The following is a 23,062-nucleotide window of genomic DNA, read 5'->3' on the forward strand; positions in this document are numbered from 1 at the left end:
TATTCACCCGTGGCCATACGGCCCGAACCGTCAGCGTGCAAATCAGTGCCGCGGCGGTAGCTACCCACCAGGATGGACGCGGTGACCAGCACACCAACCGCTGACATCAGCCCCACCACAACGTCCGTGGCGTCCATGAAAAGAGCGTACGCTGGTTAGCTCTCGCGGCCTACAGTGAACTTCATGCGGCACACCCGCCTCGACCGCTTCGACCGGGTCCACTCCGTGGTGTCGGAACTGGAGCTGCCACCGGCCGTGTTCAAAACCTGTCCATGGCAACCGCGATCCCTGATCGAGACCGGCCTGCGGCAGTGGCTGCGCTGCTGTGCCCCGGCCCTGCGGGATGAGCAGGTGATCGGGATGCCGTCCCGGGCGGTCGACGAGGCGTGGCACGGATTCATCCTCTGCACCGTGCGATACGCCGCCTTCTGCACCGAGGCCTACGGACGGTTCCTGCACCACCACCCCGAAGGAGCCGGACCCGCCGGGGGCCCGCCTGAAGAACCGATGGCTGAACAGCTGCGCAGGACCGTGATCGCCTGGACGCTCGTCGCGCGCCCGCAGGAGCGCTGTGTGCTGTGGGACCTCGACCGGCGATTGGGTCTCGACCACCCGTGGGGTGTCGACGCCGGCCTGGTGGCGGCCGTGAGCCGTGACCTCGCCGGCTGACGCCTACAGCCAGGTGTCGGGTGTGGTCGCGGTGAGGAACGCCTCGAGATCGTCACGCCAGTGTGCCGGCGAATTCTTGTCCGGCTCGATGCCGGTGTACTCGCCGCGGTAGAACAGCAGCGGGCGCGGCTTCTTCCGAGGCACATCGGACAGCGAGTGCACGGCACCGAACACCACGAAGTGGTCACCGCCGTCGACGACCGAATGCACGGTGCAGTCGATGTGCGCGAGCGTCCCGTCGATGATCGGCGACCCGAGATCCGACGCGCGCCAGTCGATCCCGGCGAACTTGTCCGGCTCGCGGGAGCCGAACCGGGCCGAGACGTCCTTCTGCTTCTCGTGCAGCACGTTCACGCAGAACCGCCCACTCGCCTCGATCGCCTGCCACGACCGTGAGACCTTGGTCGGGCAGAACAGCACCAACGGCGGGTCGAGGGACAGCGCGGCGAACGACTGACACGCGAAGCCCACCGGCACCCCCTCGTGCACGGTGGTGATCACGGTGATGCCGGTGCAGAACTGGCCGAGCACACTGCGGAACGTGCGCGGGTCGATGCTCGGGCCGGAGTGCGAAGCCATGGATCCTTACTTGAAGCCGACGCTGAAGTCGTGACCCCAGAGGCTGACCGCGGTGCTCTCCCGGGCGACCCAGTCCTTGTCGTCGACTTCCAAGCCTTCGCAACCGAACTCGACGTCGAAGCCACCGGGGGTCTTCATGTAGAACGACAGCATCTTGTCGTTGACGTGGCGGCCCAGCGTGGCGGACATCTTCACCTTCCGCCGCAGCGCCCGGTCCAGACACAGGCCCACGTCGTCGGCGTTCTCCACCTCGACCATCAGGTGCACGATGCCACTGGGCGTCTCACCCGGCATGAACGCGAGGCTGTGGTGGCGCGGGTTGACGCCCAGGAAGCGCAGCCACGCCGGCGCGCCGTCGGCGGGCCGGCCGACCAACTGCGGCGGCAGGCGCATGGAGTCGCGCAGACTGAACCCCAGCACGTCGCGGTAGAAATGCAGCGTCTCGGCGTCGTCGCGGGTGGTGAGCACGACGTGCCCGAGGCCCTGCTCCTCGGTGACGAACCTGTGGCCGTAGGGACTGACCAGGCGCCGGTGTTCCAGCGCGACACCGTGGAAGACCTCGATCGTGTTGCCCGACGGGTCGTCGAACGTGATCATCTCGTCGACGCGGCGCTCCGCCAGCTCGGCCGCGGTCGCCTCCTTGTAGGGCGTGCCCTCGATGTCGAGCCGCGTGCGGATGTCCTGCAGGCCTGCGGCGTTGGCGGCCTCCCAGCCTGACGACATCAGCCGGTCGCGTTCGCCCGGCACGATCACCAGCCGCGCGGGGTGTTCGTCCATCCGCAGGTACAGGGCGCCGTCGGTCTGCCCCGACCCTTCGACCATGCCCAGCACCTTGAGGCCGTACTCGCGCCATGCGCCGACGTCGGTGCTCTCGATGCGTAGGTATCCCAGTGACCGGATGCTCATCGCTCGCCTCCGAGGAAATCAATCGTGAGCTTGTTGAACTCGTCGAACTTCTCCAGCTGTGCCCAGTGGCCGCACTGCCCGAACACGTGCAGCTGCACGCGCGGAATCTGCTTGAGTGCCACCAGCGCCCCGTCGAGCGGGTTCACCCGGTCCTCCCGGCCCCAGATGAGCAGCACCCGCTGACGCAGCTGGTACACCTCGCGCCACATCATGCCGAGTTCGAAATCGGGCCCGGCGAACGACTTTCCCATCGCCCTGGTGGCGGCCAGCGACTCCGGCTGACGGGCGATCTCAAAGCGCTCGTCGATCAGCTCCTCGGTGATGAGGCTCTGGTCGAACACCATGATGCGCAGGAACTTCTCGATGTTCTCGCGCGTCGGTTCGCCGGCGAACTTGCCGAGCAGCTTGACACCCTCGGTCGGATCGGGGGCGAACAGGTTGACGCTGAGCCCGCCCGGGCCCATCAGCACCAGGCGCCCGGCCCGGTCCGAGTGGTCGAGGGCGAACCGCACCGCGGTGCCGCCGCCGAGCGAATTGCCCACCAGCGCCGCGCGTTCGATGCCGAGATGGTCGAACAGCCCCAGCAGCGCGGTCGCGCTGTAGCGGTTGTACTGCTCGTGCTCGGTGTGTTTGTCGGACAACCCGTAGCCGGGCTGGTCGACCGCCAGCACGTGGAAGTGCTGCGCGAGCACCGCGATGTTGCGGCTGAAGTTCGACCAGCTCGAGGCTCCGGGACCGCCGCCGTGCAGCAGCACGACCGTCTGCCCGTGGCCGACACCGGCCTCGTGGTAGTGCAGCCGCATGTCTCGATCGCCCGAGCGGACCTGCGCGTACCGCGAGGTCGACTCGAACGTGACCTCGACCTGCTGCTCGGTCTCCTGGATGTAGGACGTCATCGTCTGATCCGATCAGACCATCGTGTCCTGCGGCGGCAGGCCGAAGGCGTCGTTGCCGAAGATGAGGTACGCCCGCTCGGGTTCGTTGGCCGCGTGCACGCGGCCGGCGTGGGCGTCGCGCCAGAACCGCTGCACCGGCTGGTCGAGACCCAGCGCGGTGGCGCCCGACGCCTCGAACAGCAGGTCGATCGACGCGATCGCGCGCGCGGTCGCCCGCACCTGATCGCGGCGGGCGCGGGCGCGCAGCTCGAACGGAATCTCCTTGTCCGCCTGCAGCAGTGCGTACTCGTCGGCGACGTTGCCGATCAACTGACGCCACCCCGCATCGATGTCGCTGGCCGCCTCGGCGATCCGGATCTTGGCGAACGGATCCTCCTTGGACTTCTCGCCGGCGAACGCCGCGCGCACCCGCTTGCCCTGGTGTTCGACATGAGCGTCGTACGCGCCGTAGGCCATCCCCATGATCGGGGCGGTGATCGTCGTGGGATGCATGGTGCCCCAGGGCATCTTGTACACCGGTGCGGTGTTGTTCTGCAGACCGCCCGCGGTGCGGTCGTTCATCGCCTTGTATGACAAGAAGCGGTGCCGCGGCACGAACACGTCCTTGACGACGACGGTGTTGCTGCCGGTGCCCTTGAGCCCCACCACATTCCACACGTCGTCGATGCGGTAGTCACTGCGCGGGATGAGGAAGCTGCCGAAGTCGACCGGCTTGCCGTCCTTGATCACCGGGCCGCCGACGAACGCCCACGTCGCATGGTCGCAGCCCGACGACCACTGCCAGGCGCCGCTGACCAGGTAGCCGCCGTCGACCACGGTGCCCGCGCCCATCGGGGCATACGACGAGGAGACCCGCACGGTCGGATCGTCACCCCAGACCTCGTCCTGGGCCTGCTGATCGAACAGCGCCAGATGCCAGTTGTGCACGCCGATGATCGAGCTGACCCACCCCGTCGACCCGCACGCACTGCCCAGCCGGCGCACCGCCTCGTAGAACAGCGTCGGATCGCACTGCATGCCACCCCACTGCTCGGGCTGCAGCAGCTTGAAGAAGCCGATCTCGTCGAGATCCTTCACCGTCTCGTCGGGCAGCCTGCGGAGTTCCTCGGCCTCGGGTGCGCGCTTGCGCAAGGTGGGCAGCAGGTCGTCGATGCCGCTGAGGACCGCCTGCGCGTCGCGCTGTTCAATGGACGTCACTGCCTGCCTCCAACACGTACGGGACTGAAACGGGGCTTGGACAAAGATTAGAACACGTTACGATTTGTGTCGAGCAGCCCAACCCTGCAGGGTCTGGACCTGCGGAAGTGCATTTCTGTAACCTGTTCTAATTATGACGGAAGGGTGGGCTGCAACGTGGGCCAGGACGTGACGGACGAGCCGCTCGGCAGCCACGTGCTCGAACTGGAGGTGGCCGACGTCGTCGAGGAGACCGCCGACGCCCGCTCCCTGGTGTTCAGAGTTCCCGATGGCCCCGACGCGCCGGACATCCCGGCCGAACGGTTGCAGTACGCGCCCGGTCAGTTCCTCACGCTGCGGGTGCCCAGCGACCGCACGGGTTCGGTCGCCCGGTGCTACTCGCTGTGCAGTTCGCCGTTCAGCGACGATCCGATGACCGTGACCGTCAAGCGGACCGCCGACGGCTACGCCTCCAACTGGCTGTGCGACAACGCGCACCCGGGCATGCGGATGCACGTGCTGGCGCCCTCGGGCACGTTCGTGCCCACCTCACTCGACGACGACTTCCTGCTGCTGGCGGCGGGCAGCGGCATCACCCCGATGATGGCGATCCTCAAATCCGCCCTCGCCGAGGGCAGCGGGAAGGTGGTGCTCGTCTACGCCAACCGCGACGAGAGCAGCGTCATCTTCGCCGGCGCCCTGCGCGATCTGGCCGCCAAGTACGCCGACCGGCTGACCGTCGTGCACTGGCTGGAATCGGTGCAGGGCCTGCCATCGGCGACGGCGCTCGCCGGACTGGCGCTGCCCTACACCGGGCACGAGGCCTACATCTGCGGTCCCGGCCCGTTCATGGCCGCCGCGCAGGAAGCCCTCGGCAGCGCCGGGACCGCGCCGGACAAGGTGCACATCGAGGTGTTCAAATCGCTGGAGTCCGATCCGTTCGCCGCGGTGGTCATCCCGGAGGACGACAGCGACGAGGGCCCGGCCACCGCGGTGGTGACCCTGGACGGTCAGACCCACGAGGTGCGCTGGCCGCGGAAAGCCAAACTCCTCGACGTCCTGCTGGATCAGGGTCTCGACGCGCCGTTCTCCTGCCGCGAGGGCCACTGCGGCGCCTGCGCGGTGCTCAAGAAGAGCGGCGAGGTCGACATGGAGATCAACGACGTGCTCGAACCAGCCGACCTCGACGAGGGGCTGATCCTGGGCTGCCAGGCGGTGCCGCGGTCGGATTCGGTCGAAGTCACCTACGACGAATAGCGAAGGGCTAACTTCAACACGATGAACCGGCTCGCAGCAGTGAGTGCAGCGGCAGCGCTGGCGGCGGTGCTCGCCGCACCCGCCACCGCGGGCGCCGCGGTCAACGCGGCGCGCACGTCGATCCCCGTCGACCCCGCCACCCAGATCGAGATGCACGTCAGCGCGGACTGCGCGGGCACGCGATGCACGTTCACCACCGCCGCCAACCTGCTCGGACCCGGCGGGCCGACCGGTTTCCCGGGTGACACGTGGTCACGGCAAACCATCACGCTGCGCAGCAACGACCGCGACGTCTGGCAGGAGGTGCAGTACAGCGCACCCGCCGGTGTGCCTCGGGAAGTCAAGGGGGCCAACCACAACAACGTGCTGTCCAAGATGTACAAGGGGCTGCGCGACGTCGAGATCTCGGTGACGTCGTTCGGCGGCGGGCCGCTCGAGCGCTACCGCGTCGACGGCGACTCGATGCCGATGGCGTGGAGCACCGGGCAGCCGAACACCGAGGCCACCTTCATCGTGTGCTCGCAGATCCAGGTGGTCTACGCCGGGGTGAACCTGACCACCCCGCAGGCCTGCGCGCAGACCACCTTCAACTGACCGCTACCGCGGCAGCCCCAGCAACCGCTCGCCGGCGAGGGTGAGCAGGATCTGCTCGGTGCCACCGGCGATGGTCAGGCAGCGGGTGTTGAGGAAGTCGTGCACCTGCTGGTTGGACACCGACCCGGCACCGTCGGAGAGTTCCATCCGGAACTCCGCCAGCCCCTGCCGGTAGCGCACGCCGATCAGCTTGCGGGCGCTGGACTCCGCGCCCGGATCCTGTCCGCCGACCGCCTTCTGGGCGATGCGCTGGTCGAGCAGCGAACCGACCTGGGCGGTCAGGATCAGCACCCCCAGCCTGTCCTGATCGGCCGGGTCGAGGCCCTGTTCGGCCACGACGCGCAGCAGCTCCTCCATCGGATTGCCCAGCGCGGTGCCCGCCGCCATCGCCACCCGCTCGTTGGCCAGCGTGGTGCGGGCCAGCCGCCACCCGTCGTTGACCTGACCGACCACCATCTCGTCGGGCACGAACACGTCGTCGAAGAACACCTCGTTGAACAGTTCGTCACCGGTGATCTCGCGCAGCGGCCGGATCACGATGCCCGGTGAACGCATGTCGATCAGGAAGTACGTGATCCCTTTGTGCTTCGGGGCGTCCGGGTCCGTTCTGGCCAGGCACACGCCCCAGTGCGCGGTGTGCGCCGACGACGTCCACACCTTCTGCCCGGTCAGCCTCCAGCCGCCCTCGGCGCGAACGGCTTTCGTGCGCAGGGCGGCGAGGTCCGAGCCGGCGCCCGGCTCGCTGAACAGCTGACACCACTTGAGCTCACCGCGCAGCGTCGGCGGGACGAACTGCTCGATCTGCTCGGGGCTGCCGTGTTCGAGGATCGTCGGCGCGGCCCACCACCCGATCACCAGGTCGGGCCGTTCGACACCGGCCGCAGCCAGCTCCTGGTCGATCAGCAGCTGCTCGGCCGGGGCGGCCGCCCGGCCGAACGGCTTGGGCCAGTGCGGCGCCAGCAGTCCCGCCTGCGCCAGCGCGGGCTGGCGCGCGTCGGCGGGCAGCTTCGCCACCTCACCCACCGCCGCGCTGATCTCCGGCCGCAGGTGGTCCACCGAGTCCAGATCGATGTGCAGTTCCCGGCGCACCCCCTGCTGGGTCAGCTCGGCGATGCGGCGCAACCAACGGGAGCGTCCACCCAGGAACTGCGAGATGCCGTGGGCCCGGCGCAGATACAGATGCGCGTCGTGCTCCCAGGTGATACCGATGCCGCCGAGGACCTGGATGCAGTCCTTCGCGTTGGCCTTCGCCGCCTCGATACCGGCGGCCGCGGCCACCGCTGCGGCGATCGACAGCTGCCGGTCGTCGCCGCCCGCCGCGGCGCCGGCCGCATCGGCGGCCGTCACCGACACCTGCTCGGCGCGCAACAACATCTCCGCACACATGTGCTTGATGGCCTGGAAGCTGCCGATCGGCTTGCCGAACTGCTCGCGCACCTTCGCATACTCGGTGGCGGTGATCAGCTGCCAGCGCGCCACCCCGGCCGCCTCGGCGGCCAGCATCGTCGCCGCGAGATCCGCGAAGCGTCCGCGTGGCACGTCGAGCACCGCCGCCGGCGCCGTGTCGAAGGTGACCCGCGCCAGCGGCCGGGAGAAGTCGGTGGCTTCGAGCGGCTCGACGGTCACACCGTCGGCGGTGGCGTCGACGAGCACCACCGCGTCACCGGCCGGGATCAGCAGGACTCCGGCGGCGTCGGCACCCAGCACGCGGGGCGCCACACCGGAGGCGGTGCCGCCGTCGAGGGTCACCTCGGCCACCAGCGCGGCGCCTGCGGTCCGTTCGCCGGAGGCCAGCGCATCGAGCAGGTCGGTGTCGGAGACGACGAGGGTGGCCAGCGCGGTGGTGGCGACCGGCCCGGGCACCATCGCCGCGGCGGCCTCGTCGACCATCGCGCACAGATCCTCGACGGTGCCGCCTGCCCCGCCGAGCTCCTCGGGGATCGCGACGCCGAAGATGCCCAGTTCAGCCAGCCCGGCGTAGGCCCGGCGCCAGGCGTCGGGGTCACCCTGCTCGACCTCGCGGGCGGCCTCCACCGCACCCGACCGGGCCGCCCAGTCGCGGACCAGCTCACGCGCGGCAAACTGTTCGTCGGTGCCGGGGCCGGATCCCGACAGCACGGACTGAGTCATTTTCCGGACCTCTCGCCTTGGGTGAGAAGGTCTCACTCCCCACTAGAACGTGTTCTAATGGTGACACTGTCGAGCCGTCAAGTCGACCGGCATAGCAGCAGCACACGTCGGTGTCGCGCCGACCGCGGGGTGGGAAAACGGCGACGGGCATGCGTATCGTTTTGAGGGGGTACGCGCGGATGAAGGAGCGTCACACGGCATGTCCGAGGTCTCGATGCCAGCACACACCAATCCCTCGACGGGGTCCGATTCGCGCCGGCGGGAGTCCGGCGCCGAGTCGCGGCCGCGCGAGGTGATGAACGTGGCGGTGCTCGCCGAGTCGGAACTCGGCTCCGAGGCGCAGCGGGAGCGGCGCAAGCGCATCCTGGACGCGACGCTGGCCATCGCGTCCAAGGGCGGGTACGAGGCCGTGCAGATGCGGGCGGTCGCCGAACGTGCCGACGTCGCCGTGGGCACCCTCTACCGGTACTTCCCCTCCAAGGTGCATCTGCTGGTGTCGGCGCTGGGACGGGAATTCGAGCGTATCGACGCCAAGACCGACCGCGCCGCACTGTCCGGCGGCACGCCGTACCAGCGGCTCAACTTCATGGTCGGCAAGCTCAACCGCGCGATGCAGCGCAACCCGCTGCTCACCGAGGCGATGACGCGGGCGTTCGTGTTCGCCGATGCCTCGGCCGCCGGTGAGGTTGATCACGTCGGCAAGCTGATGGACTCGATGTTCGCCCGCGCGATGAGCGACGGCGAACCGACCGAGGACCAGTACCACATCGCCCGCGTCATCTCCGACGTGTGGCTGTCGAACCTGCTGGCGTGGCTGACCCGGCGGGCATCGGCGACCGACGTGAGCAAACGGCTGGACCTCGCGGTGCGGCTGCTGATCGGAGACGGCGACCGCCCTAAGATCTGAAGGCGTGGCCGACGCCCTTCCGACCGATCTGCGGCAGGCGCTCGACGCCGCCGCCCAGCTGCCCCGCCTCCTGATCGCCTGCGACTACGACGGCACGCTGGCGCCGATCGTCGCCAATCCGCGCGACGCCCGGCCGCTGCCCGCCTCGTCGGCGGCGATCGAGGCGCTCGCCGCACTGCCCGCCACCGTCGTCGCCCTGATCTCCGGGCGGGCGCTGGCGGTACTCAAAGAGCTGTCCGGCGTATCCGATGCGGTGCACCTCGTCGGCAGCCACGGCTCCGAATTCGACACCGGCTTCGTGCACCCGGTCGACGACCGTGCGAAGGCGCTGCTGGCCGAGATCAAGCGGGCCCTCGACGCCATCGCCGACGAGTACCCCGGGGTGACAACGGAATTGAAGCCCGCCAGCGCCGCGCTGCACGTCCGCAACGCCGCACCCGACGATGCCGACGCCGCGATGCGGCGGGCGGCCGAGGCCGCGACCGGCTGGGACGCCCAGGTGACCGACGGTAAGGCCGTCAAGGAATTCGCGGTCATCCACACCGACAAGGGGCAGGCCGTCGACCTCCTGCGCGACCAGCACAACGCCTCGGCCGCAGTGTTTCTCGGCGACGACGTCACCGACGAGAAGGCGTTCCGGCGGATGCGCGGCGCCGACATCGGAGTCAAGGTCGGCCCCGGTGAGACCGCCGCCGCCTACCGGGTCGACGAACCCGAGGACGTGGCGCGCGCGCTGGAGTACCTGCTGGAAGTCCGGCGGCGCGCGACCGGCTAGGCGGGTGGGCCGGCGGTGCGGCCGCGGATCAGTTCGGTGTCGAGGATGTCGATGACCGGGATCCCGTGGCGCGGCGGCTGATTGAGCAGCCGGCCGGCCCGGCGCCCCTTCTCCACACTCGGCTGCGCGACGGTGGTCAGGCCGCGACGCAGCGCGTCGGGGATGCCGTCGAACCCGGTCACCGTCATCTGCCCCGGTACGTAGATCCCGCGGGCGCGCAGGAAATCCATGGCCGACAACGCCAGCACGTCCGCGGTGCACATCAGCGCGGTGAGCCGCGGATTGGCGGCCAGCGCGACCTCCGCGGCCGCGCCCCCGGAAGTCGGAAGGTGTTCGTAGCTCTCGACGACCGTCACCGCGGCGGCGTCCAGTCCGGCGGCCGCCACCGCGTCGAGGACGCCGCCGATGCGCTCACGCTGGACATGGAAGTGCGCCGTCTTGACCCGCTGCGGATCGGCCAGCGTCGGCCGCGGGTGGCCGTCCGGCTGATCGCGCCCGAGCCGCATGGTCAGCAGGCCGATCTCCCGGTGCCCAAGGCCAAGAACGTGTTCGGCCAACCGGCGCATGGCCGCCCGGTCGTCGATACACACCTGGGAGGTGCCCGGCACATGCCTGGGCTGGTCGACGACGACGACGGGCAGGTGGCGCTGCTGCACCACCGGCAGATACGGGTCGTCGTCGCTGGCCGAATACACCACGAAACCGTCGACCCCGGCCGCGAGCACAGCCGCCGATCCGTCCTCCACACTGCGATTGGGCCCGATCGCCACCAGCAGCAGACCCTGCCCGACCTCCTCGCACGATTCGGCGAGCCCGGCGACGAAGTCGAGCGCGGCGGGATCGCTGAACGAGTAGTTGAGCGGTTCGGTGATCATCAGCCCGACGGCCCCGGCCCGCCGGGTCCGCAGCGATCGGGCCACCGGATCCGGTCCCGGATATCCCAGCCGCTTGGCGGCGGTGAAAATGCGTTCGCGCAGTTCGGCGGAGAGCTGGTCCGGCCGGTTGTAGGCGTTGGAGATCGTCGTGCGCGACACCTTCAGTTCGGCCGCGAGCGAGGCCAGGGTGGCACGCCGTCGCGGCACCGGACTCCCCGACATGTCCGCGACGTTAGCCCATCGCGGGACACTGCCGTCGGCGTACTCGCCGCGTCAGCTCACCAGGACCCGGTCACCGGCCGACCGGAAGCCGCGTTCGACCACCCACACCACCCCCCACACCCCGCACGCGATCGTGACGATGACGAAGCTCGGCGGCGCGTTGAACATCGCCGACACCCCGAGCCCGACCCACACCGCAACCAGGTTGATGATCGTCGAGATCGCGATCGCCAGCGCCGGACGCGGAGTGAGCATGATGGCCGCCGCCGCCGGCGTGACGACGAGCGCGAACAGCAGCAGTGTGCCGACCGCCTGCACGGCCATCGTGACGGTGAGCCCGAGCAGGATCATGAAGACGATCGACAGACCCCGCACCGGTACGCCTTTGGCGTTGGCCACCTGTGGGTTCACCGACGTGAACAGCAGCGGCCGGTAGATCACCGCGATGCTCACCGCGAGCACGGCCAGCAGCGCCGCGAACGACAGGATCTGCTGGTCGGTGATGGCGAGCAGATTGCCGAACAGCACATTGGTCATCGTGCTGGAACTGCGGGTGGCGAGTGAGTTGAACAGCAGACCCAGGCCGGTCGCCATCGCCAGGACGGTTCCCGTCGCCACCTCCCGATCTGCCGCGCGCCGGCCGAGCGCGCCGATGACCAGCGCACCGCCGATACAGAACGCCCCGAGACCGACTCCCACCGGCACTCCGATCAGCACGGCACCGGTCGCGCCCGGTAGTCCGATGTGGGCGAGCGCATGCGCGGCGAATGCGGTGCTGCGGACGACGACGAAGTACCCGATCAGCCCCGCGGCGAGCGCGACGATCGTGCCGCCGACCACGGCGTTGCGCATGAAGTTCGAGGTCAGGATCTGCCACCAGTTGTCCTGATAGCCCAGCGCCAGCACCGATGTCGTCACCTGGGCCTCCGCACGTAGAGGTCGCCCCGCGGGGTGTGCACCACCTCGATGTGAGTGCCGTACAGGTGGGTGAGCAGCTTCTCGTCCACCACACCCTCGACCGTGTCGAAATGCGCATGCCCGTCGAGCAGGTAGATGGCTCCCGTCAGGATGCCGAGCAGCGGGTTGAGGTCGTGAGCGACCAACAGCACTGTGACGCCGAATTCGGTGTTGATGTCGCGCACCAGCGCCACGAGTTCGTCCTGGCTCCGCAGATCCAGCGAGGCCAGCGGTTCGTCCAGGATCAGCAGTTTCGGCCGGCTCACCAGCGCGCCCGCCAGCGCCACCCGCTGGCGCTGGCCGCCCGACAACTGCGACAGGCGCTTGTCGGCGATCGCCGTCGCCGCGACCGCCTCCAGCGCTTCGTCGACGCGTGACCGCTGTTCTCGACTGGCCGTACCGAACCCCCAGCGGTGGCCGGTCAATCCGAGTGTGACGGCGTCCCGCGCGCGCACGGCCTCCCCGGCGAGTGCGCCGTAGTTCTGTGGCACGTAACCGATCTCATCGTTGCGTGCGCCGGGCTCGCTGCCGAGCACCTCGATCCGCCCGGTCGCGCACGGGATCAGGCCGAGAACCGCCTGCAACAGCGTCGTCTTACCGGCGCCGTTGGCGCCGATGACCGCGACGATGCCGCCGGCGGGGACGTCGAACGAGGCCTCCGACCAGATGGTGCGGCCGCCGCGGACGACGCTGACGTCACGAAACGCCAGTGCGTTGTCAGGTCGCGACACCCAGTGCCTTGGAAAGTGCGTTGAGTTGATCGACCTGCCAGGTCTCGAACGACGTGGTGCCCGGCGGAACCGTCTCGGTCACCTCGACCACCGGCACACCGGCTTGTTCGGCCGCGCTGCGGATCTGCTGCGGCACCGACCCTTCGGTCTGCACGTTGTAGATCAGGACATCGACTCCCTTGTCGCCCAGCAGGCGCAGGAAGGCCTCCAGATCCGCGGGCGACGGGTCGGTCTCGTTCGCCGAGCTCACCTGGTAGCCCTCCGGGGTGCGGTTCTGCAACCCGACCGCGGCGGCCATGTCGTCGAAGACGCTCTCGGTCGCGGCATAGGTCTTACCCGTGGCCCCGGCCTTGATCTTCTCGATCGCCTCGTCGTACGGCTGCATCGATTCGGTGAACGCCGTGCGCTGCTCGTCGAAGTAATCGGCGGCGCCGGGAGCGAGTTCGCCGAGCTCGGCGGTGACCGCGTCGGCGACGGCGGTCACGGCGGTGGGGCTGTACCAGACGTGCGGGTTCGGCTCGCCGGCGTGGTCGTGTGCCGCCCCTTCGTCGGCGTGGGCCTCGCCTTCGTGGGCATGGTCCTCGTGCGCGTGCGCCTCGGCGCCGCCGGCTTCCAGGGCGTTCACGATCGGTGCATCCGGAGCCGACGTGGCCGCCAGCTTGCTCGCCCACTCGTCGTAATGCCCACCGTTGACCACGACCAGCTGCGCGTTGTCGAACAGGGCCGCGTCCTTGGGGGCGGGTTCGAAGTCGTGCGGGTCGACCGCGGAGCTCGCCACCACCGTGCTGACCTCCGCGCAGGCGCCGCCCAGCTGCGACACGATGTCACCCCACTGGTCGACGCTGACGACGACCGCGACCGGTGTGGTGGGGCATTCGCCTGCGGCCTGAGCGCTGGTCTCCGCCGTCCCAGCCGAATCGCCGCCGCCGGAGCAGGCCGCCAGGGCGACCGGGAGTGCCAGCACGGCACCGACGGCCAACAGGCGGGTGCGCAGGCGGCGCGTTCTGGTCCACATCACCCGCTAACGATAACCGTTCTCATGGTCGATCGACGAACCGGTCACGAACGGCTTGATGACAACCATTATCATTAAGTGATGTCCTCGTCGGAACCTCTTCCCGTCACCGTGCTGTCCGGCTTCCTCGGCGCAGGTAAGACGACCTTGCTCAACCACATCCTGGCCAATCGGGAGGGCCGGCGGGTGGCCGTGATCGTCAACGACATGAGTGAGGTGCACATCGACGCCGCCCTCATCGCCGGCCAGGGTCACCTCGACCGCACCGAGGAGCGGCTGGTCGAACTGACCAACGGCTGCATCTGCTGCACACTGCGCGAAGACCTCATCGAGGCGGTCGGCGCGCTGGCCCGCCAGGGACGGTTCGACCACCTGGTCATCGAGTCGACCGGGATCAGCGAGCCGATGCCGGTGGCGGCCACCTTCAGCTGGGAGTTCGAGGACGGTTCGAGCCTCGGGGACGTCGCCCGCCTGGACACTCTGGTCACCGTGGTCGACGTCTCGACGTTCCTCACCGAGATCGCGCGGGGTGAGGCGCTCGCCGACCGGCAGATGAGCGCAGGGGACGGTGACGCCCGCAGCGTCGCGGAGCTGCTCGTCGACCAGGTCGAGTTCGCCGACGTCATCCTGCTCAACAAGACCGACCTCGTCGGCCGGGGAACGCTGGGCGCGGTGGAGACCTTGGTGCGGCGGCTCAACCCGACCGCCACGATGATCCACACCGATCACGGCGTGGTCGACATCGCCGACGTGCTCGACACAGGTCTCTTCGACCCGATCGCCGCGGCGGAGACCCCCGGGTGGGACGAGGAGATCGCCGACGGGCACACGCCCGAGACCGAGGAGTACGGGATCAGCTCGATGACGTTCCGAGCGGATCGGCCATTCCACGCCGAACGTCTGTACGACGCACTCGAGCAGCTGACGACCATCGTGCGCAGCAAGGGCTTCTGTTGGATCGCCAGTCGGCCGTCGATCGCCGCGATCTGGTCGCAGGCCGGTCCGAACCTGGTGATCGAACCCGCGCAGTACTGGTCGACCACCGAACTGGCGCCGGGCCAGGAGATCGTGCTGATCGGCGTGCACCTCGACCGCGGACGCGTCGAACGATTACTGCGCGGCGCGGTGTTGACCGATGCGGAATTCGCCGAAGGGAAAGGGGCGTGGATCGGCTATCCCGACCCGCTGCCGGCGTGGGGCGCCACCCACAGTCACACGCACTGACCGTGATCAGGGTCCCGTGGCGACCGGACGGGCGGGGTCGGCGCACCACTGCGACCACGACCCCGGGAAGAGACCGGCCTCGATTCCTCCGGCACGCAGCGCGGCCACCAGCACCGCAGCAGTGACACCCGAACCGCAATATGCGGCAATCTGATTCGGCGCTTCGACGGCCGGCTCGAGGAGGCCCGCCAGCTCGGGGCCGGACCGGAACACGCCGCGGTCGGTCAGCACGCCGGTACTCGGCACGTTGCGGGCACCCGGGATGTGACCGGCCACCGGATCGACCGGTTCGGCGTCGCCGCGGAACCGCTCCGGCGCCCTGGCGTCCAGCAGCACCCCGTCGAACACTGCGACCTGATCGGCCGTCACGGTGGGCAGGGCACCCCGGTACAGGTCCGGGTGCACGACGGTGACGTCGCCGGGTGTCGTTGCCGCGAAGCCGGTTTCGAGCGCACCTCCGGCCGCGGTCCACGCGGCCAGTCCGCCGTCGAGAATGCGCACCCCGGGGATGCCGGCCGCGGTGAGCACCCACCACGCCCGGGCGGAGCCGGCCCGATTCCAGTCGTCGTAGACGACGGTGGGCACACCGGCGCGCATCCCCCACCGCCGGGCGGCCGCCTCGACGGCCGCACCGGTCGGCAACGGGTGGCGGCCCCGCCCGGGAACGGAGTGGTCGGTGAGCTCATCCTCGAGCGAGACGTACACCGCCCCGGGCACGTGTCCCTCGGCGTAGGCGCCACGCCCGTCCGGCCGGCTCAGCTCCCAGCGCACATCGAGCACGGTCACCGGGGACCCGGCGGCGAGCAGGTCCGCCAGCTCCCGGGGTTCGATCAGAACGTCGGAACGTGTCACGGTTCCGATCGTGCCACCGGCCGGTGAGCGGAGACCGCCCACCGGCCGATGAGTGTGCTGTGGATCAGTGGTGATGCCCGACCGCGCCGGTGAGCTCGTTCGGCGCCTGCTCGAGCGTCGCCGACGCCGACACCGCACCCTGCTGCAGATCGACGACGTGGATCTGCCTGGTTGCCGGGTCGGTGACGTAGACCGTGTCCTCGCGGGTGAAGACGGTCGGCCGCGGCTCCTGCCACTCGAGCGGCTCGGTCCAGCTCTCGGTGACGTCGATGGTCTTGATCGTCTCACCGGTCACCGCGTCGAAGACGTAGAGCTTGCCGTCGGTACCGAGGATCAGCGCCTCACCCTGCGGGCCGCGGCCCAGCGACCGGAACGAGTAGCTCACCGAGGGCGGCAGCGCCACGACCTTGAGCTGGTCGGTGGTGGTGTCGATGAGCGCGAACTGCTCGGGACGCTCGAGTTCGGCGTCCGGGTCGACCTTCATGTCCCCGAGGACGACGGGCGAGTCCTCATGGCCGCGGGTGTTCCCGGTGCGGCCGTACGGCGTGGGGCTGGGGATCTTGGTGAACCTGCCGTTCGCGTACTCCAGCACGCCGTTCTCGCAACCCATGATGACGACCTCGTCGGCGGCGACAGACTCACCGTGCAATCCCGGGCAGTCCTCGTTGCGGGCGATCTCCCGGTCCCCCTGCATCGCCACGGCGCCGGTGCGCTTGTCGGGATCGCCGAGGCTGTGCACCAGCGTCCCGTCGGACAGGATCACGGCCACACCGTGATGGGCCTGCGGCGTCGCGAACTTCTCGGTCTCCGGCATCCCGCCGCCCTCGAGCGCGTGCGGATCGAACGCGGTGATCTCCCCGGTGCCGTCGGCGAACAGCACGGTGTGCTCACCGTGGTTGACGACATGGCCGGCCTCCTCCGCGGGAAAGGTCTCCTCGGTCAGCCGCCCGCCTGCGGCGTCGAGGATGCGGAAGCCCTCGGGAACGGTGACCAGGACATGCGCGTCGTCGCCGGCCGGGTTGACGCGCAGGAAGCCGTCGAGCGCGATGTCCTGTTCGACCTCGAGTGTCTCACCGTCCAGCACGTAGAGCCCGCCGTCGTACGTCGCCACCAGCGGCTCGTTGATCGGCGCGGACTGCGCCTGGCTCTCGGTCGACGACTGGCCGCCCTCAGTGCTCTCGGCGGAGTCGTTGCCGCCGCTAGAGCACGCCGCCAGAGCGGCCACCGTGCACGACAGCGCTCCGACGCGGTACAGCCACCGCGGATTGGTCATATTCGCTCCCTTCCGAGCGTAGTGGCCCGCGCCTATCGCAGACCGGTGACGATGGCGTCGGTGTTGGCGCGCATCATGTCGAGGTAGGTCGCACCCGGAGTGCCGGGCGGACTGAGGGATTCGCTGTAGAGCGGAACGATCTGGACCCGGATGTCGGCCTGCTCGGCCAGCACCCGCGCCAGCTTCTCCGGCTGCGACGAGTCGACGAAGATCGCCGACACCGCGGCGGACTCGATCGCACCGACCAGCGATTCGAGGTCCGACGGGCTGGGCGCGGCCAGCGTGGTGCCACTGGGCACGACGGCGCCGATCACCGTGAACCCGAACCGCTGCGCCAGGTAGCCGAGGACGTGGTGGTTGGTGACGAGCTTGCGCCGTTGCGGCGCGATACTCTCGAAGCCCTCGGCCATCGACGCGTCGAGCTCGCGCAGCTGCGCGCGGTAGTTCTCGGCGTTGCGCGCCACCGCGTCACCGTCGACACCGTCCACCTCGCGCAGGACGGTCTCCTCGATCACGTCGACCGCGGTGAGCATCCGCTGCGGATCGGTCCAGAAGTGCGGGTCGGGCATACCGGCGCTGCCGCCCTCGGAGTACTGGATCGGGTCGATGTGATCGCCCACCGCGAGCGTCGAAACACCCTGGCCGGCAGCACCTTCCACGTTGCGGGTGATGTTCTCCTCCAACCCGAGGCCGTTGTAGACGATCAGGCCGGCGCTGCTCATCGCCGCGGCGTCCTGCGCGGAGACCCCGAACGAGTGCGGGTCGGCGTTCGGCTGCATCAGCACGCGCACAGCGGCGGCGTCACCGACCACGTTGCGCACCACGTCGCCGAGGATGTTGGTGGTGACCACGATTTCGCCGGGGTGCGCGCCCCCACCGCCGCTGCAGGCGGTGACGGCCGCGGTCAGGAGGGTGACGAGCCAGATCAGTGGCCGGCGGCTCACCGGCCGGCCTCCACCATCAGGCCGGGTGCGACCTCGGTGCGCAGCGTGCGGGCGATCCGCAACCCGTCGGCGTAGTCGATCTCGTAGACCTCGCGGGCGGCGGCGTTGTTCACGTACGCGCGGTCGGTGTCGATCTCGATCACCGGCTGCGGACCGTCGGCGGGCACCGCGGCCGGGAACAGCGGCACGCGGGCCTTCTCGGTACGGGTGTTGACGTCGAACGCGGCGAGGGTGCCGTCGCGGTCGAGCACCACGACCGTGCCATCACCGGCGGTGTTGGCCGCGACCGCATTCGGCGCCGGGATCACCGTCCACCGGCGCTGCCGGCTGTCGAGCACCCACACCCCGGCCGGGGAGACGCCGGCGAACACGTCGGCACGGTCGCGGTGATCCATCCGTTCCGGCGGCTGCGCCGACGCCTCGGGCGGGTACGGCATCGCGGTGACCGTCAGGTCGCCGTCACCCCCGGTCACCCGCACCGCACCGGTCTCACACCCGAACACCACGGCACGCCGGGTGGGCCGGGCCCACGACGGGGCCGGACACTCGCCTGCGAGCGCCGTCGCGCCGTCATCGCCGATCACCCGCATGCGGCCCGTGCTGTCCACGGTCACCACCCGGCTGCCGTAGGGCACGGCCGCAGCCACGTCGTTGCCGGCGCTCAGCCCGGCCGGCGGCTCGACGAGTCCCCCGCCGAGCTTGTCCCGGTCGATCAATTCGACCGCGCCGCCGGTGGTTTCGACCGCGACGACGGAGTTGCTCGCGGCGACCGATGCCGCGGGCACGTCGAGCGTCCCGGCCATCGCCGGGTCGGTGGCGAAGTAGTGGTCGTGGTCGCCGTGGTCGAACGTCCAGGCACCGGCGTCGACGATCGTGGTGGTGTCACCCGTGCGCAGGTACGCGAACCGCCCGTCGCCGCTGATGTCGGTCACCGGTCCGTACGTGCCGATGCGGGTCTCGGCCTCGTCGACCGCATCGTAGACCGCGGTGTCGCCGCCGGCCGGGTCGACGAGCACCAATCGTGTGAGCGGCCCGTCGAGTTCCTGTGCCCCCTCGACGGCGACCTCATCGTGTCCGCCGGCGGCCGCGGAGGTCTCCGGGGCGCGCGGCGCACCACCGTCTCCGGCGCAGCCCGCCACCAGGAGCGCCGAGGCGGCCGCCATGCAGACCGGCTTCCACTTCGCGCGCAGCAGCGAGACGAGGGTCGAGACGAAGAACAGCAACACAGCAACTCCTGCAATGGTGGCTCCACCGGCCGTGCCGGCGTACCACGAGATGATCAGGCCCAGATACACGGCCGCCGAACCGATCACGGCGGCGAGCAGCATGACCCGCGGAATCGAACGTGCCCACGCCATGGCGGCGGCGGGCGGGGCCACGAGCAGTCCGAGCACCAGCAGTGTTCCGACGACGTGGAAGGACGCGACCATCGCGATCGCCATCAGCACGGTGAGCGCGGGGATGGCCAACTGTGGGCGCAAGCCGAGGGTGGCGGCCTTGCGCGGGTCGAAGGTCACCGCCACGAACGCGCGGTGCCCGATCACCACGGCCACGAACGTCACGGCCAGCGCGACGGCGAGGATCACCAGATCGACTGTGCGAACCGCGAAGACGTCACCGAAGAGGAATGCGGTGAGATCCACCGCGAAGCTCTGCGAGCGCGACACGATGATCACCCCGAGCGCCAGCATGCCCACCAGTAGGAGCCCGATGCTGGTGTCCGACGCCAGCCTGGCCGAACGCCCGATCATTGCGACACCGACGGCCATCACCAGCGCGGCGACGATGCCGCCGACCAACAGGCTGCCGCCCAGTAGCGCCGCCAGCGCCACCCCCGGGAGCATGCCGTGCGTCATCGCCTCGCCGAGAAAAACGCTGCGGCGCAACAGCACCCACGAGCCGACCAGCGCGCACAGGCAGGCGGCGATCACCCCGGCGACCAGGGCCCGTGCGACGACGTCCGCCGCGAAGGGCTCGGTCAACCAGTACATGCCGTACACTCTTAGCAGTAATGAAACTCATTTTCAACAAAGTGATGGCAGTCACCGCACCGATCGCCGTGACCGGCGTCGGGTTCGGCTATGCCCGGACGCCGGTGTTCGACGGCGTGACGCTGTCCATCACCCCCGGTGCCGTCACAGCGCTGGTCGGCTCGAATGGTTCGGGCAAGTCGACCCTGCTGGGGCTGCTCGCCGGTGTGTTGCGTCCCGACCGCGGTGACGTGCGGGTGCCCACCGACGACATCGCGTTCGCCGTGCAGCGCAGTGAGGTCACCGACACGTTCCCGATCACCGCGGCCGAGGCGGTCATGATGGGCCGCTGGCGGCGACTCGGACTGCTGCGGCGGCCGAAGGCGGCCGACCGCGCCGTCGTCGACCACTGGCTCGCCGAACTGGGACTCGCCGAATTACGGGGCCGCACACTGGGGGAACTCTCCGGCGGGCAGCGTCAGCGTGTCCTGCTCGCGCAGGCGTTCGCCCAGGAGGCGCCGCTGGTGCTGCTCGACGAACCCACCACCGGACTCGACGCCGCGACGGGCGCGCTGGTGATCTCACATCTGCGCCGGCTCGCCGAGTCGGGCACCACGGTGGTCGCCGCCACCCATGACGCCGAGGTGGTGCGGGCCGCCGACCACCGCATCGACCTGGACACGACCGTCCGGGCATAGGCTGGCCCCGTGTCCGCGGTGTCCGTCGACCTCAACGCCGATCTCGGCGAGGGCTTCGGCGTGTGGACACTCGGCGACGACGACGCCATGCTGGCGATCGTCACCTCCGCCAACGTGGCGTGCGGGTTCCACGCCGGCCACCCCGCGGGGCTGGCCCGTGTGTGCCGGGCCGCCGCCGACCGCGGCGTCCGGATCGGCGCGCAGGTCAGCTACCGCGATCTCGCCGGGTTCGGCAGACGGTTCATCGACGCCACGCCCGAGGACCTGACCGCCGACGTGATGTACCAGATCGGTGCGCTGTCCGCGCTGGCGCACGCCGCCGGAACCGCGGTGTCCTACGTCAAACCCCATGGTGCGCTGTACAACACGATTGTCGCCCACCGCGAGCAGGCCCGCGCGGTCGCCCACGCCGTGCACGCCGTCGACCCGTCGCTGCCCGTGCTCGGGCTCGCGGGATCGGTGTTCTTCGACGAGGCGCGCGAACTCGGTCTGCGCACGGTGGCCGAGGCGTTCGCCGACCGGGCCTACCGGCCCGACGGCACCCTGGTGTCCCGTCGGGAAGCCGGCGCCGTGCTGCACGACGTGGACGAGATCGCCGAACGGGTGATCGCGATGGTCACCACCGGCCGCGTCACCGCGGTCGACGGCACCGCGATCGACGTGGAGGTGGAATCGGTGTGCGTACACGGGGATTCGCCCGGCGCGGTGCAGATCGCGGCGGCGGTGCGGGACCGGCTGACCGCCGCGGGTGTGACGCCGGCGCCGTTCAGCTGACCGTCTGCGCGTTGGCGCTGCGCACCACGCTGTCCAGCAGGCCGGGGATGGCCGCGTCCACGTCGTCGCGCCGCAACCGCTGGTGGGTGAGGCCGTCGATGACCAACCGCTCGATGATCCCGGCCTCGCGCAGGATTCTGAAGTGGTGGGTGGCGGTCGATTTGTTGATGCCGTCGTAGAGCGCTCCGCACTGCAGCGGTGTGCCGGCGTTGTAGAGCCGGCGGACCACCTCGAGGCGCACGGGATCGTGCAGTGCGCCCAGCACCTGCTGCACCGGCCCGACTCGGCCGTCGAGCAGTACGTCGTCCGCCATGGGAAGTGCCCTTCGTCACGCAAGGTTTGATGATCGTCAAACCCAGCGTACGCTCGGTCTGGTTCGATGTCCGTCAAACTACTCGACCGGGGGTGCCGCTGCCATGGTCGCGCTGGACCGATCGACGGCTGGGACGCAGCGCTGGGCCTATCCCCTGCTGCTGGTGCTCAGCGGTGTCGCACTCGGGGTGTCCGGGCTGCCCGCCCCGCTCTACAGCATCTACGAGGCCAACTGGCACCTGTCGCCGCTGGCCACCACCATCGTCTTCGCCGTCTACGCGATCGCCGCGCTCGCCGCGGTCCTGATCTCCGGGAAGATCTCCGACATCGTGGGCCGCAAGCCGGTGCTGCTGGGCGCGCTGGCCGCACTGGTGGTCGGGCTCGGCGTCTTCCTCATCGCGGACAACATGGCCCTGCTGCTGGTGGCCCGCACCATCCACGGCGCCGCGGTCGGCTCGATCGTGGTCGCCGGCGCGGCCGCCCTGCTCGACCTGAGGCCCGACCACGGGGTGCGCTCCGGTCAGCTCAGCGGCGCGAGCTTCAACATCGGCATGACCGTGGCGATCATCGGATCGGCCTTACTCGCCCAGTACGCACCGCATCCGCTGCGCACGCCGTACGCGGTGGTCGCGGTGATCTGCCTGGTGGTCGGCGCCGGCGTGCTGGCCCTGCGCGAACCGCACACCGCCCGCACCCGCGGCCCGATCCGCATCGCCAGGCCCGCGGTCCCGCAGGAGATCCGCGGCGACTTCTGGTTCTCGGCCCTCGGCGCCATGGCGTCGTGGTCGGTGCTCGGCGTGCTGCTGTCGCTGTACCCGTCGCTGGCCGCCCGGCAGACCCACATCGACAACCTCGTCTTCGGCGGCGCCGTCGTCGGCACCACGGCGTTCGCCGCCGCGCTCGCCCAACTCGCCACCACCCGGGTGCCCGCCCGCTACTCGGCGGTGATCGGCGACGTCGGAATGGCGGCGTCGCTGCTGCTCACGATCCCCGTGCTGCTGACCCATCAGTGGCAGCTGGTGTTCGTGGCCGCGGCGCTGCTCGGCGTCACGTTCGGCCTCGGCTTCGGCGGATCGCTGCGGCACCTGTCCGACGTGGTGCCCGCCGGCCGGCGCGGCGAGACCATGTCGGCGTTCTACCTACTGGCGTACTCGGCGATGGCGGTGCCGACCCTGGTCGCCGGGTGGGCGGCCACACAGTGGGACCTCGCGGCGGTGTTCCCGTGGTTCGCCGGCACGGTCGCCGCGGCCTGCCTCGGCGCCGCGGGCGCCGGGCTGCGCAGCATGCGGGCCTCAGCGCGCGGCTGACGCTTCTTCGGTGAGTTCG

The 23,062-nt window shown here is 69.9% G+C and carries 23 protein-coding genes; 9 read left to right on the forward strand and 14 right to left on the reverse strand.

Translation table 11 applies throughout. The features are described from left to right. Positions 1-183: 183 nt before the first annotated feature. Positions 184-669: a hypothetical protein gene (locus E4P42_RS06275; protein ID WP_135124154.1), complete on the forward strand. Its 486-nt coding sequence runs from the start codon at positions 184-186 to the stop codon at positions 667-669. Positions 670-672: 3 nt separating this feature from the next. Here E4P42_RS06275 and hsaB read toward each other — a convergent pair whose 3' ends face one another. The 4 genes from hsaB to hsaA are packed head-to-tail and all read right to left on the reverse strand — an operon-like array spanning position 673 to position 4,247. Next, entirely contained in the window at positions 673-1,248 is a 576-nt protein-coding gene (hsaB, locus tag E4P42_RS06280) for a 3-hydroxy-9,10-secoandrosta-1,3,5(10)-triene-9,17-dione monooxygenase reductase subunit (RefSeq protein WP_135124156.1), read from the reverse strand. A 6-nt stretch (positions 1,249-1,254) separates the two neighbouring features. Further along, on the reverse strand, positions 1,255-2,154 hold the full coding sequence (gene hsaC, locus E4P42_RS06285; protein ID WP_135124158.1) for an iron-dependent extradiol dioxygenase HsaC: 900 nt from the start codon (positions 2,152-2,154) through the stop codon (positions 1,255-1,257). Beyond that, complete coding sequence (gene hsaD / locus E4P42_RS06290; RefSeq protein ID WP_135124160.1) at positions 2,151-3,050, reverse strand: 4,5:9,10-diseco-3-hydroxy-5,9,17-trioxoandrosta-1(10),2-diene-4-oate hydrolase; 900 nt, start codon at positions 3,048-3,050, stop codon at positions 2,151-2,153. The genes hsaC and hsaD overlap by 4 nt, the downstream gene beginning before the upstream one ends. Positions 3,051-3,062: 12 nt before the next feature. Further along, entirely contained in the window at positions 3,063-4,247 is a 1,185-nt protein-coding gene (hsaA, locus tag E4P42_RS06295; RefSeq protein ID WP_135124162.1) for a 3-hydroxy-9,10-secoandrosta-1,3,5(10)-triene-9,17-dione monooxygenase oxygenase subunit, read from the reverse strand. A 168-nt stretch (positions 4,248-4,415) separates the two neighbouring features. Here hsaA and E4P42_RS06300 point away from each other — a divergent pair, with 168 nt between their 5' ends. Together E4P42_RS06300 and E4P42_RS06305 are read left to right on the forward strand one after the other, a co-directional pair. After that, positions 4,416-5,483 (forward strand): ferredoxin--NADP reductase, encoded by a 1,068-nt coding sequence (locus tag E4P42_RS06300; RefSeq protein ID WP_135124164.1) that lies wholly within the window; start codon positions 4,416-4,418, stop codon positions 5,481-5,483. Positions 5,484-5,504: 21 nt separating this feature from the next. Then, a complete protein-coding gene (locus tag E4P42_RS06305) occupies positions 5,505-6,077 on the forward strand; it encodes a hypothetical protein (protein WP_135124166.1) in 573 nt (190 codons plus the stop codon). 3 nt (positions 6,078-6,080) lie between these two features. On the opposite strand, the gene E4P42_RS06310 is transcribed toward E4P42_RS06305, so the two are convergent. Beyond that, on the reverse strand, positions 6,081-8,207 hold the full coding sequence (locus E4P42_RS06310) for an acyl-CoA dehydrogenase (protein ID WP_135124168.1): 2,127 nt from the start codon (positions 8,205-8,207) through the stop codon (positions 6,081-6,083). Between the two features lie 301 nt (positions 8,208-8,508). Here E4P42_RS06310 and kstR point away from each other — a divergent pair, with 301 nt between their 5' ends. Beyond that, entirely contained in the window at positions 8,509-9,114 is a 606-nt protein-coding gene (gene kstR, locus E4P42_RS06315) for a cholesterol catabolism transcriptional regulator KstR (RefSeq protein ID WP_167759386.1), read from the forward strand. A 4-nt stretch (positions 9,115-9,118) separates the two neighbouring features. Then, positions 9,119-9,889 (forward strand): trehalose-phosphatase, encoded by a 771-nt coding sequence (otsB, locus tag E4P42_RS06320; protein ID WP_135124170.1) that lies wholly within the window; start codon positions 9,119-9,121, stop codon positions 9,887-9,889. On the opposite strand, the gene E4P42_RS06325 is transcribed toward otsB, so the two are convergent. Genes E4P42_RS06325 through E4P42_RS06340 form a run of 4 tightly spaced genes read right to left on the reverse strand, consistent with a single transcriptional unit; the run spans position 9,886 to position 13,689 of the window. After that, positions 9,886-10,986, reverse strand: a complete 1,101-nt coding sequence (locus tag E4P42_RS06325) for a LacI family DNA-binding transcriptional regulator (protein WP_135124172.1) — start codon at positions 10,984-10,986, stop codon at positions 9,886-9,888. The two genes, otsB and E4P42_RS06325, sit on opposite strands and share 4 nt — an antisense overlap. 51 nt (positions 10,987-11,037) lie before the next feature. Next, a complete protein-coding gene (locus tag E4P42_RS06330) occupies positions 11,038-11,904 on the reverse strand; it encodes a metal ABC transporter permease (protein ID WP_135124174.1) in 867 nt (288 codons plus the stop codon). Further along, complete coding sequence (locus tag E4P42_RS06335; protein WP_135124176.1) at positions 11,901-12,674, reverse strand: metal ABC transporter ATP-binding protein; 774 nt, start codon at positions 12,672-12,674, stop codon at positions 11,901-11,903. The genes E4P42_RS06330 and E4P42_RS06335 overlap by 4 nt, the downstream gene beginning before the upstream one ends. Further along, the gene (locus tag E4P42_RS06340) at positions 12,661-13,689 is read right to left on the reverse strand and encodes a metal ABC transporter solute-binding protein, Zn/Mn family (protein ID WP_167759378.1); all 1,029 of its coding nucleotides are present in this window, start codon (positions 13,687-13,689) and stop codon (positions 12,661-12,663) included. The genes E4P42_RS06335 and E4P42_RS06340 overlap by 14 nt, the downstream gene beginning before the upstream one ends. An 81-nt stretch (positions 13,690-13,770) precedes the next feature. Between E4P42_RS06340 and E4P42_RS06345 the strand changes: the two genes are divergently transcribed. Further along, positions 13,771-14,913, forward strand: a complete 1,143-nt coding sequence (locus E4P42_RS06345) for a GTP-binding protein (protein WP_135124178.1) — start codon at positions 13,771-13,773, stop codon at positions 14,911-14,913. 6 nt (positions 14,914-14,919) lie between these two features. Here E4P42_RS06345 and E4P42_RS06350 read toward each other — a convergent pair whose 3' ends face one another. The 4 genes from E4P42_RS06350 to aztB all read right to left on the reverse strand — a co-directional run bounded on the left by E4P42_RS06350 (position 14,920) and on the right by aztB (position 19,973). Then, positions 14,920-15,765: a sulfurtransferase gene (locus E4P42_RS06350; RefSeq protein ID WP_135124180.1), complete on the reverse strand. Its 846-nt coding sequence runs from the start codon at positions 15,763-15,765 to the stop codon at positions 14,920-14,922. A gap of 64 nt (positions 15,766-15,829) precedes the next feature. After that, a complete protein-coding gene (aztD, locus tag E4P42_RS06355; protein WP_135124182.1) occupies positions 15,830-17,038 on the reverse strand; it encodes a zinc metallochaperone AztD in 1,209 nt (402 codons plus the stop codon). A 32-nt stretch (positions 17,039-17,070) separates the two neighbouring features. Beyond that, positions 17,071-17,982, reverse strand: coding sequence for a zinc ABC transporter substrate-binding protein AztC (gene aztC / locus E4P42_RS06360; RefSeq protein ID WP_135124184.1), 912 nt, complete (start codon positions 17,980-17,982; stop codon positions 17,071-17,073). Further along, the gene (aztB, locus tag E4P42_RS06365) at positions 17,979-19,973 is read right to left on the reverse strand and encodes a zinc ABC transporter permease AztB (protein ID WP_135124186.1); all 1,995 of its coding nucleotides are present in this window, start codon (positions 19,971-19,973) and stop codon (positions 17,979-17,981) included. Before aztB ends, aztC begins: the two co-directional genes overlap by 4 nt. A 44-nt stretch (positions 19,974-20,017) precedes the next feature. Here aztB and aztA point away from each other — a divergent pair, with 44 nt between their 5' ends. Both aztA and E4P42_RS06375 read left to right on the forward strand, forming a co-directional pair. Continuing rightward, a complete protein-coding gene (gene aztA / locus E4P42_RS06370) occupies positions 20,018-20,650 on the forward strand; it encodes a zinc ABC transporter ATP-binding protein AztA (protein ID WP_245233907.1) in 633 nt (210 codons plus the stop codon). 9 nt (positions 20,651-20,659) lie between these two features. Next, positions 20,660-21,424, forward strand: coding sequence for a LamB/YcsF family protein (locus tag E4P42_RS06375; protein ID WP_135124190.1), 765 nt, complete (start codon positions 20,660-20,662; stop codon positions 21,422-21,424). Here E4P42_RS06375 and E4P42_RS06380 read toward each other — a convergent pair. Further along, entirely contained in the window at positions 21,417-21,737 is a 321-nt protein-coding gene (locus tag E4P42_RS06380) for a helix-turn-helix transcriptional regulator (protein WP_135124192.1), read from the reverse strand. The genes E4P42_RS06375 and E4P42_RS06380 overlap by 8 nt on opposite strands. 103 nt (positions 21,738-21,840) lie before the next feature. Here E4P42_RS06380 and E4P42_RS06385 point away from each other — a divergent pair, with 103 nt between their 5' ends. Beyond that, positions 21,841-23,043: an MFS transporter gene (locus tag E4P42_RS06385; protein ID WP_135124194.1), complete on the forward strand. Its 1,203-nt coding sequence runs from the start codon at positions 21,841-21,843 to the stop codon at positions 23,041-23,043. Positions 23,044-23,062 lie beyond the last annotated feature (19 nt).

It is taken from the genome of Mycobacterium sp. PS03-16, assembly GCF_004570325.1.
In the GTDB taxonomy this organism is placed as follows: domain Bacteria; phylum Actinomycetota; class Actinomycetes; order Mycobacteriales; family Mycobacteriaceae; genus Mycobacterium.